Source organism: Maribacter sp. (assembly GCF_049667165.1).
Taxonomy (GTDB): Bacteria; Bacteroidota; Bacteroidia; order Flavobacteriales; family Flavobacteriaceae; genus Maribacter_A.
Genome location: NZ_JBATHS010000204.1, coordinates 1 through 11211 on the forward strand (window position 1 = coordinate 1; position 11211 = coordinate 11211).

Consider the following 11211-nt stretch of genomic DNA (forward strand, 5'->3'; position numbering starts at 1 on the left):
GCCTATTAATGCCCCGGGTTGTAAATTATGTATCAGTTGATAGGTCTTTCCTTGTTGCCAATCGGCATCTTTTTTATCCAACATTCCATCGAACCATATGCCCCCTATGGGACCATAATCGGTAAGCAATTCGGTCAATTGGGCATTCATATAATCGAGATATTCCTCCCAGTTTCCCGATTCATCCCTTCCGGTAAATTCCTGTCCGGTTCTTCCCCTAGGATAATAATCGGGATGATGCCAGTCTAACTGCGAATAATAAAAGAAGAGTTTAATATTTTGTTTGCGGCATTCCTCGGCCATCATTTTTATCACATCCTTCCCATAAGGTGTTTTATCAACGATGTTATAGTCGGATATCTTTGAATCATACATCGCAAAACCGTCGTGGTGCTTGCTGGTAATGGTAATGTATTTCATGCCCGCATCCTTGACCATTCGAACCCATTCGGCCGCATCGAAATTGATGGGATTGAAGAAGGAAGGTACTTTTTCATACTGTTTTATAGGGATCTTTTTGTTTTGCATAATCCACTCTGCGATACCTGCATCACCTCCACCGCCTAAAACACTGTACACCCCCCAATGCACGAACATTCCGAATTTCGCATCTTGGAACCATTGCCGATTTTCCAGATTTTCTTTGGTGGGCATATAGCCCTCCTGCGCATTCATAGCATGGGTTAGTACGGAAATAGCTATTAGCAGGAACAAGGATCTACTGATTTTCATGGATGTATTGGATTAGGTGGATAAAAAACAAATTATAAGTATTAAATATATAAAAGCTTTACCGGTTCCTGTAATTATAAGGAATGAATTTTTGCATTTCAATAACGTATAATTAACTTTTTATATAGAAAGTTAAAACGAAAAGAGCCGACTCTTAGAATGACGGTTTTCAATTGGGATCAATTGTGTTTTTAACAATTAATCTGTCAAATTAACACTTTTGATGGCAACTTTTTAAGAATTTGATTCGTATATACTACAGCTTTTGAATACAAATGGATAAATACATCATCATATTACTACTATATATTGCTGCTTACGTACTTTCTGTTACTTTAAGCCCGTATTACTTTAAAAAACATTAAAAAGGGCCAATAATCATGGTAAGTTCCATAGCATTCATAGCTTCATGAAGGCAATACTTTTATATGGATTTAAGTAGGTCACCGAAAAAAAAAGCCCTGACATTCAAGTCAGGGCTTTTTCATTAAATAGGTTATTCCAAATTGAATCAAACAGTCAAAAAAGTTACTTTAATCGATTTTGGTCTGGTTAATTCCAAATACTTATTTATAGGTTAGCTCGTGATGCATTTGGGACGCAATACATAATCATAAATACAGGGCGAATGTAATTCCATGGGGGCATATGCGTAAATATTTGTTGTGAATGGCCTGAATTATGTAGTGAAATCAGGTAAATTGTATAGTATGATCGATGAAATGCATTATTTAATTGATTACTTTACGTCGATTAACACCGAAAATCGAAATACAAAATCGAACGATGAACAAAAAAATATTGCTAGCCTTGGTTCTTATATGCATTATGTTACCGAAAATATATTCGCAGGCCAAGGAAGATTCCCGCGTTTTTCTCCTAACGCCCGACTCGGTCACAGTATATGGTAGTGTCTCAGATACAAAGGGATTTACATTGATCGATGAATTTGATGATCATTACAGTCTTAAGCTCACCAATAGGTTATATAAGGTGAATCTGTTTTTTCCAAAGGATAGAAAAGAGGCCTTGAACACTATCGTCACTAGAATTCTTGGCGCCGGAGAATCCCTAAAAAATCAAAAGATCTGGAAAAAGGCCAACAGCAACAAGAAACCGGAGTACACTATTGCGATGACGGATGGTAAAGTAAAAATCAGGATCTACCGCAAACAGATGGATGCGGAAACCTATGCTAGCTTAAATGAATTAGGGGGAACAATACTGGAAGAAATCAACAACTAAAAAATGCCCCTCTTTCGAAAGGCATTTTTTTAGTTAAGTAGGTTCGTACTATTTGGTCTTAGCTTGTATAGGTTTAGTGTATGTTTGGGGAACTTACACTTTATAAGTTAAGGTCATGGTTTGATTTGGGTTCAACACTATCACTTAATTACAATGTAAAGATAAGTCACAAGGTCGATAGGCCCTAAATTATGTTGTGAACACGACCATAAATGTGGTGAAAAAATTAACGGTATGATTTCCTCGATGAATGGCACTTTTTGTTCTAGATAACAACCGCTGAAAAAAACATTTAAACTAAAAAACGCCCTTTTTTCAAAGAGCGTTTTTTTAGTTAAGTAGGTTCGTAAAATTGGTTCAGCTTGGGTAGGTTAAGTGAAGGTTTTGGGGAAACCTTCTTGTGTTTTAAGTTAAGTTCATGGATTGATTTGGGGTCAACACTATCACTTAATTACAATGTAAAGATAGCCCACAAGGTCAATGGGGCCTAAATTATGTTGTGAATGCGACCATACATGTGGTGAAAAAATTAACGGTACGATTTCCTCGATGAATGGCACTGCTCAGCCATATTTTAGGCCACTTAATATTGGTCCAAGTGTTCTGGATAGAGAAAGTTATTGTACGGAAATCGGGTGATATGTATATCCCTGACCACATTATAGACCCTTTTACGAAATTCATCCAGGTTTTCTTTGTTCAAAGCTGAAATAAACAAAGCATTTTCCCCCATGCGCTGCATCCAAGTACGTTTCCAATCCTCAATGGTAAAATGTTTGGTGGTCCTTTCCGTGACCAGATCATCTTCATCAATTGTTTGATGGTGGTACTGGTCTATTTTGTTGAACACCATAATGGTCTTCTTATCGGCACTGTCAATTTCTGCCAATATCTTATTTACCGATGCAATATGTTCCTCAAAATTCGGGTGTGCTATATCCACCACATGCAATAAGAGATCCGCCTCTCGCACTTCATCCAAGGTGCTTTTGAAACTTTCGACCAACTGCGTTGGCAGTTTACGTATAAATCCCACGGTATCACTGAGTAAAAAAGGGAGATTGCCAATAACAACTTTGCGCACCGTGGTATCCAACGTGGCAAAAAGTTTATTTTCTGCAAAAACATCGCTTTTACTGATGACATTCATCAAAGTAGACTTGCCAACATTGGTATAACCCACTAGGGCGACCCGTACTAGGGCCCCTCTATTCCCTCTTTGGGTTTCCATTTGCCTATCTATTTTGGTAAGCTTTTTCTTGAGCAATGAAATACGATCACGCACAATACGCCTATCCGTTTCAATCTCTGTTTCCCCGGGACCGCGCATTCCAATACCCCCTTTTTGACGCTCCAAGTGGGTCCATAAACCTGTTAGTCTCGGTAAAAGATACTCGTACTGTGCCAACTCTACCTGGGTTCTCGAATAGCTGGTTTGGGCGCGTTGTGCGAAAATATCGAGAATAAGACTCGTACGGTCCAATATTTTACACCGCAATTGTTTTTCTATATTACGTTGTTGCCCCGGTGTTAGTTCATCATCGAAAATAACCGAGCCAATCTCGTGTTCATCAACAAAATCCTCGACCTCTTTCATTTTGCCACTCCCGATCATTGTCTTTGGGTTCGGTACATCTATACGTTGGACAAATCGTTTCACAACTTCCCCACCAGCGGTATAGGTAAGAAACTCCAACTCATCTAGATATTCGTCTACCTTTTCCTGATCTTGTTCCTTATGGATCACCCCAATGAGGACTACTTTTTCGTATTCTATGGATTTGTTTTCTAACATGGTTTTATTTAATGTGCAAATTTACACAATACTGAGCAAGCTATTTTTGTAAATTTGCTTCCTCTTAATTCAAATGCATGTTATTCTCCCTTTTCAAGAAAAAAAAGAAACAAAGTCTGCATACGGTAGCATTCTACAATCTTGAGAATCTTTTTGATACCATTGACGACCCCAATACCTTGGATGATGACTTTACCCCACAAGGTTTTAAAAAATGGACGCCAAAACGCTATAGGAAAAAAGTGCATAAACTGGCACTTACCATCTCGGAAATAGGTCTTGAATCCACAGCCCGACCGCCGGCCTTGGTAGGGATAGCCGAAGTCGAGAATGAAATGGTCGTTCAGGATTTGATCAATTCGGAGCCTTTAAAGGACGTGGATTATGGTTACGTGCACTATGACTCCCCAGATGAAAGAGGTATAGACACTGGTTTATTATACCATAAAGAATATTTTGAGGTCATGTATTCCGAACCCATTCCTTTAATGGTCTATAATCTTGCGGGTGAACGGGACACCACAAGGGATATTCTTTATGTTTATGGTAAACTAAATGGGGAAACGGTTCACCTTTTCGTAAATCATTGGCCCTCCCGAAGGGATGGGGACGTAGTCACCGATTATAAAAGAATGGAAGCCGCGAAGACCATTAAATCAAAAATGGCTCAAATTGAATCAGACCATGAAAACCCCAATTACATCATTATGGGGGATTTCAATGACAACCCTGATTCCAAAAGTATTCAATGGTTGCTGAAGGATACGAATCTTTATAATCCCATGGAGAAAATGGGATCGCCGGTTAGGGGCAGTGCCAATTATAAACGAAGTTGGAGTTTGTTCGATCAGATTATCGTTTCCCATAATTTCTTTAACTATGAGAAAGGGACCCATAGTTTTGCCCATGCCAATATTTTTGATGAACATGAATTGACCGAATGGAAGGGGAAATACAAGGGAACCCCTTATCGCACTTATGCTGGGCGTAAGTACATCGGTGGTAATAGCGATCACTTTCCGGTTTATATTCAATTGAAGTACAATGCTTAAGCTTTGCTTTCAATCCCTGGATTGATGCTCATCTTCAAAAAGAGGGTGCTTAACTTGTTACAATGATCTTCAAGAAACGCTTCGACTTCTTCAATAAAATCGAAGGGTTTTTCTTTCCTATTGATGGTCAAATGAACGACCAACGCATCAGTTGCGGGAGGATACCCTGTGGTAATGGTCCATGCCAAGGCATTGGGACATTCCTTTAGGGCAAAACGCAATCCACCTTTAATGATACTACGCTCTAAGGTAAACTCGCCCCAAATACCTCCGATAAAAGCGGTATTATCATCTATTTGATCCAACACTATTAGTTCATCGGACATTTTTTCCAGATTTTTCAAGGTTAGGATCCCTGTAATTGAATCTTCAGAAGTTTCGACGTCCACAATCCTAAAAAATTCCATATCGCTTGTTTTGGGTGTAATCCATAATTTTAATATTCAGTATATTCTTCTTTATTCAGATCTTTTTAATTTCAGCATCTTCCAATAATTCAGCATTGCGCAATCGTAAGAATACCTGTGCCGTTGTTACCACATCAAGTTCGCAATAGGTGATGATCCGCTCCAAATCCTTATCCTGGTAATAGACGTCACGTACCATACTACCATCGATATCTTCTTTCGGCGAGGGAATACCCAAGATATTGGCCATGAGTTTTAAGGAAGTATAGTGCTTGTAATCGCCGAACTTCCAAAGTTCCATGGTATCCAAATGGGGAACTTCCCATGGTTTCTTGCCAAAGAGGTCTAATTTATAGGGTAGGTTGATACGATGAATGATCATGCGCCTGGCGATATAGGGAAAATCGAATTCCTTGCCATTATGGGCGCATAATAAATTCTTTGGATATTTAAAATGGGTGTCCAAAAGGTTTTTGAATTCCTTCAATAACTTGGCTTCATCCCCATGAAAACTGGTTACCCTAAACTCCCTTATATCCCCTTTGATATGGAAATACCCTACCGAGATACAAATGATCTTACCGAATTCGGCCCAAATACCAGCACGATCATAAAACTCCTCCGCCGTAAATTCCTCCTTTCGCTGGTACTGTGATTTGTGCTCCCATAATTCTTTTTTGGCGTCATCCAGTGCGGCATAATCCGCTACTTCAGGAACGGTTTCTATATCCAAAAACAAGATGTTCTCTAGGTCGATTTTGTATAGCATACTTAAATATACAAACAAAATCGAATATAATAATCGCATCGAATACCGCAATAATTAGAATGAATTTATTGAAAAATCGAAGAATTTTGAAAAAGGGTAAAAACCGACCAAACGGTCTGCAATACGAGGCGTTTTAAGGCCATCTAAGACCTTAAAACTCAATTTAGTGTCAAATAGACTCGATGAAATGCGCAAAATGGCAATATTCTAGGGCCTTCTTTTGAAAAACAGACCGGACGGTCGAAAAGTTTTAAAATAAGGATTGCTGCCTTGCCGGGCTTTCGTGGTTTAACAGCCATTTTTTACGATGAAGTCCGCCTGCATACCCGATCAAAGAACCATCACTGCCAATGACGCGATGGCACGGAATGACGATCCATAAAGGGTTTTTCCCGTTTGCCGAGGCAACGGCCCTGATGGCCTTGGCATCGCCTAGGGTTTTTGATAATTGCAGATATGAAACCGTTTTACCAAACGGAATTTCCTGTAATGCATCCCATACCCTTTTTTGAAAATCGGTTCCTGTGGGATTCAATGCCAAACTAAAGGTCTGGCGTTGCCCATTAAAATATTCCCGTAGCTGATAGATGGCGTCTTCGAGTTCTTCAGGAATTACCGTGCTCTCAGGGAGTTGGTCATCCAAAACGGTAATGGAAGCCAATCCAGCTGCATCACCTTCCAATTTGGCGATTCCCAAGGGCGTATGTATAAACGCTGTTTCCATTAGTCAATGTTGGCATTCTCATCGATCAATCCGAGGCGTTTTGCCCGTATCTTCCAATTTTCCCGAGCAAGGTGTTGTAGATCGTCCACATTATCACTTTCGTCAACAATTTCAAGCCCAAGGAGTGTCTCTATGACATCTTCCATAGATACCAAGCCACTCACCGAGCCATATTCATCAACGACCAGTGCAATATGTTGCTTTTGTGAGATGAATGTTTCAAACAAGTCAGGAATAGGTTTATTGCGGTCTACCACAAGAATATCCCTTTTTATGCTTGATAAGGGTAGGCCGCCATTTTCATTGATCATTTCCTCCAATATGGTGTCCTTTAAAACAAAACCAGAGATATTATCAACCTTTTCACTGTATACCGGAATTCGGGAAAACCGCAACTTGGGATTCTCATCGAAAAAAGCCTTTATGGTTTTGGTTTCAGGGGCGATTTTCATGACCGTTCTAGGGGTCATCACATCCTTGGCCAAAATTTCATCGAATTTCAGCAAGTTCTTTATGACGATCGATTCTGATTCTTGAAATACCCCTTCTTCATGGGCGATGTCCGCCATGGCTGTAAAATCCTCCCTACTCAGGACACTGCCATGATGGCCTTTTCCCCCCACAAGCTTGGTAAAGAGCTGTAAGACCCATAAAAGCCCGGTCCATTTCAAGGCCAAGACCATTATTTTCAAGGCTTTCGCCGTGAAATTCGCCAATTTTCTCCAGTAGGTGGCCCCTATGGTCTTGGGAATGATCTCGGAAGCTACCAATATCAAAATGGTCATCAAGGTAGAGACAACACCGACCATGACGTCTTCGGTGAATTCGATTCCCAGTATACTGCGTTGGGCATTGCCGTACAATTCAGTGTAGGCCACTTTGGCCTGTACACCGACAAGAATGGCACCAACCGTATGGGCGATGGTATTCAAGGTAAGAATGGCGATCAAAGGTTTATCTACATCCTTCTTCAGGGTTTCCAAGGTTTCGGCATATCCCTTCCCCTCCTTTTTCTTTAGATTAATGAATGTTGGGGTAATACTCAACAATACCGCCTCCAATATGGAGCATAGAAAAGAGAAAAAGATGGAAACAAAAGCGAAAAAAAACAATAATCCCATAAAATCGGTTTGTGCTGACTAAAATAGTGATAATTGGAAGTTATTCCTGCAATATAGATTGATAAAACACTTGCTGTACTGCCCCCCTGATATTAAGGTCATAGAGATTTCTATTTTCCCGTGTTGGATAAACCCGATTGGAAAGAAAAATAAATACCAATTGGTTTTCTGGATCCGCCCATACGAAAGTCCCTGTAAAACCACTATGCCCAAAGCTTTGGGAACTGACCTCAGGTGCAGGATAGGCCTCTTCTAAGCTTAAGGTGTCGTTACCCAATAAGGGCTTATCAAAACCCAAGCCTCTACGGTTATCATTGTCAGGATATTGTACACGGGCAAATTCCTTCAACGTCGCTTCCGAGATAAATCGATGCCCGTTGAATGTGCCATAATTCTGATACATCTGCATGAGTTTGGCCAAATCGGTTGCGGTTGCGAATAAGCCCGCGTTTCCCGAAATACCCCCTAGAAGGGCGGCATTTTCATCATGTACCCAGCCTTGGGTAAGCGAATGTCTGAACAAGGTGTCCCATTCGGTAGGCACGATTTTATTTGGAAAGTTCTTGGTTTTAGGCGTAAACACTAACGTGGATGTTCCCAAAGGCCCGTAAAAATTCTGGTTGAGATAGGCTTCATACGACATGCCCGATAGCTGTTCAATGAGCTTGGGGAATATTAAAAAAGCCAGGCCGGAATAGGTATATTTTTTTTTCTCATTAACCTTTGACCGATTGATAATGCGATACATTTTATGGTTAAAACGGGTTTTAACAAATAGATCATCATAAGCCTGTTCATTGAATCTTGAATTTGCGCGGGTTCGTACGAACCTTCGTTTTAACTTTTTGTTTTTCTTGATCACCTTGTTCAAAAAAACGATATAGGGGGTAAGTCCGCCCTGGTGGGCCAGAATTTCCCGTAACGTGAGGTCCTTTTTATCCTTTATGTTTTTCCAATCGGTCCAATACGTGCTAAAAGGTACATCGAGATCAAGCTTACCTTGATCCACCAACTTCATGATAGCCAATAAGGGCGCCGTAATTTTGGTCACAGAGGCCAAATCGTACATATCATCATTTGATACCGGCTGAAGGCTGTCATAGGTATGGTACCCGTAACTTTGATGAAATACCAACGTGCTGTTTTTGGCCACCAATATTTGGGCGCCTGGAAAGGCTTTATTTTTTATACCGTTCGTTATGATGGAATCGACTTTGTTATAAATGAAAGTAGAATCCATGCCCATGGCCGAAAGGGTTCCGAAGGCCAAACCTTCATCAACATTGAAGGGCAGTGACACCCTTGTATCCTCCTGTGCACGGGCATTCATTAAAAATAAACCAATAAGTATAAATAAGGCTCTTTTCATTAGTATGTTACCTATCGATAATTTTGAAGAAAGATTCCTACTAACCCATTAATGTTGGGATGTGCCTTTGGTTATCCAAGAAGCCGTACCACATCCTTCGCGAAATAACTGGCAATAATATTGGCCCCGGCCCTTTTAATGGCCATCAATTGTTCCATCATCACCGCATCATGATCCAACCATCCTTTTTCAGCTGCGGCCTTAATCATGGCATATTCACCCGATACCTGATATACGGCAATAGGTACATCGACCTCATTCCGTATTTCACGAACAATATCCAAATAGGCGATTCCGGGTTTTACCATAACGATATCCGCTCCTTCATCGATGTCCAATTGGGTTTCGCGGATCGCTTCGAATCTATTGGCAAAATCCATTTGGTAGGTTTTTTTATCCTTGGGCACATTTTTTAGGTCCACCGGGGCGGAATCTAGGGCATCGCGGAAAGGACCATAAAAAGCACTCGCATATTTCGCACTATAACTCATGATTCCGGTATTCGTAAACCCTTCATCTTCCAAAGCTTCGCGAATCGATAGGATGCGGCCATCCATCATATCGCTTGGGGCTACAAAATCAGCGCCTGCCTCGGCATGGGAGACACTCATCTCGGCCAAGACTTCAAGGGTTTCATCATTCAAGATCTGCCCGTTGCCCACAATACCGTCATGGCCATAGGACGAATAAGGATCTAGGGCTACGTCGGTCATGACCAACATATCCGGACATGCATTTTTAACCTTTTTAATGGCCAATTGCATTAGACCGTGTGTATTCAAGGCTTCCGAACCTTTATTATCTTTAAGATTGTCGGGCACTTTTACGAAAAGTAAAACCGCGCAAAGGCCCATGTTCCAAAGTTCCTTCACTTCCTTTTCCAAATAGTCCAAACTCATGCGGTAATAGTTGGGCATCGATGCGATTTCCTCTTTGATGCCCTTGCCCTCGACTACGAATAAGGGAACCAAAAAGTCATCGGGAGTAATACTTGTTTCCCGCACTAATCTTCTGATCGATTCTGATGTGCGAAGTCTTCTGTTTCTTATAATCGGATACATAATTTTTTTTTATGCATTAAAGTTACTTATAATTGGGATAACCTACTATTTTGATTCCTCACACTCCAAAATCCTACGCAAGGCATCATCAAGACCGTATTTCTCCCATAATTTCATATCCATTTTGATTTTTTTCGGATTTTGGTCCGCATCGATATATATTTTTATGGAGGTGATCAAGGGGTCATCCAAGGCATCGATCTTTAAAATGGATTTTCCTCCGGGGATACTTAAATCATTTTCATAATCATAACAACAAACCAATACCTGATCTCCTTTTCTTAAGTCAAGCCCATCGAAACAATCGGAAACAAAATACTGCTGGTTGGCATAGATGTTCGGTCCCAACTCCTTTATCTTAAAGACCCGGTCAATCTTTATGAATCCTTTTTGGGAAGTGTATAGGGGTCCAGCTTCATCCGTAGGTTGAAGGATTTCGGTAACAGTGCCACTGAACACCAAGGTGAGTTCATCCCCACATAGCCCCAAAAAGGGACCCGATTCTGGCCACCAATAGGTGAATCCTACGGCTAAGGTATCTTGGGTAAATGCAATTTCCATATCGCTTTTGGTAGGTTTGGACTTATTACAGGAGTACAGTGGAAAAAATAAAATGAACAGTATTAGAAGTAAACGTGTGGTCATTTATGTCCAATTTTTAGGATTTTTTAGCCGATGTACAAGTCGCTCCTCATCACTACCCTTTTTTGGTTGATGGTCATAGCGCCATTGTACACGCGGAGGCAGGCTTATAAGGATACTTTCGATGCGGCCGTTGGTTTTTAAACCGAATAAGGTACCCTTGTCATGCACCAGATTGAATTCAACATAGCGACCCCGTCGAATTTCCTGCCAATCGCGTTGTTCGTTTGTATAGGCAAATTTTTTTCGTTTTTCGACTATAGGCACATACGCTTCCAGAAAACTATCCCCTAC

Annotated in this window: 12 protein-coding genes; 2 read left to right on the top strand and 10 right to left on the bottom strand. The window is 40.7% G+C overall.

The features are described from left to right. The coding region (locus tag WBM98_RS10190; RefSeq protein WP_424365917.1) for an alpha-L-fucosidase at nucleotides 1-732 on the bottom strand (732 nt) is incomplete at its 3' end. Nucleotides 733-1518: 786 nt separating this feature from the next. Between WBM98_RS10190 and WBM98_RS10195 the strand changes: the two genes are divergently transcribed. Further along, on the top strand, nucleotides 1519-1977 hold the full coding sequence (locus tag WBM98_RS10195; RefSeq protein ID WP_424365918.1) for a hypothetical protein: 459 nt from the start codon (nucleotides 1519-1521) through the stop codon (nucleotides 1975-1977). A 583-nt stretch (nucleotides 1978-2560) separates the two neighbouring features. Here the strand turns inward: WBM98_RS10195 and hflX are convergent. Further along, on the bottom strand, nucleotides 2561-3772 hold the full coding sequence (gene hflX / locus WBM98_RS10200) for a GTPase HflX (protein ID WP_424365919.1): 1212 nt from the start codon (nucleotides 3770-3772) through the stop codon (nucleotides 2561-2563). Nucleotides 3773-3849: 77 nt separating this feature from the next. On the opposite strand from hflX, the gene WBM98_RS10205 reads away from it, so the two are divergent. Next, nucleotides 3850-4824, top strand: a complete 975-nt coding sequence (locus WBM98_RS10205; RefSeq protein WP_424365920.1) for an endonuclease/exonuclease/phosphatase family protein — start codon at nucleotides 3850-3852, stop codon at nucleotides 4822-4824. Here the strand turns inward: WBM98_RS10205 and WBM98_RS10210 are convergent. From WBM98_RS10210 to WBM98_RS10245, 8 genes are all read right to left on the bottom strand, one after another. Continuing rightward, a complete protein-coding gene (locus WBM98_RS10210) occupies nucleotides 4821-5231 on the bottom strand; it encodes a hypothetical protein (RefSeq protein ID WP_424365921.1) in 411 nt (136 codons plus the stop codon). The genes WBM98_RS10205 and WBM98_RS10210 overlap by 4 nt on opposite strands. 55 nt (nucleotides 5232-5286) lie before the next feature. Continuing rightward, nucleotides 5287-6000, bottom strand: coding sequence for a 3'-5' exonuclease (locus WBM98_RS10215; RefSeq protein ID WP_424365922.1), 714 nt, complete (start codon nucleotides 5998-6000; stop codon nucleotides 5287-5289). 250 nt (nucleotides 6001-6250) lie between these two features. Further along, complete coding sequence (locus WBM98_RS10220; RefSeq protein ID WP_424365923.1) at nucleotides 6251-6724, bottom strand: methylated-DNA--[protein]-cysteine S-methyltransferase; 474 nt, start codon at nucleotides 6722-6724, stop codon at nucleotides 6251-6253. Next, nucleotides 6724-7845, bottom strand: a complete 1122-nt coding sequence (locus WBM98_RS10225; protein ID WP_424365924.1) for a CNNM domain-containing protein — start codon at nucleotides 7843-7845, stop codon at nucleotides 6724-6726. Before WBM98_RS10225 ends, WBM98_RS10220 begins: the two co-directional genes overlap by 1 nt. Nucleotides 7846-7885: 40 nt before the next feature. Continuing rightward, nucleotides 7886-9214, bottom strand: a complete 1329-nt coding sequence (locus WBM98_RS10230) for a serine hydrolase domain-containing protein (RefSeq protein WP_424365925.1) — start codon at nucleotides 9212-9214, stop codon at nucleotides 7886-7888. Nucleotides 9215-9285: 71 nt separating this feature from the next. Continuing rightward, on the bottom strand, nucleotides 9286-10275 hold the full coding sequence (hemB, locus tag WBM98_RS10235) for a porphobilinogen synthase (RefSeq protein WP_424365926.1): 990 nt from the start codon (nucleotides 10273-10275) through the stop codon (nucleotides 9286-9288). 45 nt (nucleotides 10276-10320) lie between these two features. Next, nucleotides 10321-10920, bottom strand: coding sequence for a hypothetical protein (locus tag WBM98_RS10240; protein ID WP_424365927.1), 600 nt, complete (start codon nucleotides 10918-10920; stop codon nucleotides 10321-10323). Beyond that, the coding region (locus WBM98_RS10245; protein WP_424365928.1) for a coproporphyrinogen III oxidase at nucleotides 10921-11211 on the bottom strand (291 nt) is incomplete at its 5' end. It abuts the gene before it with no gap.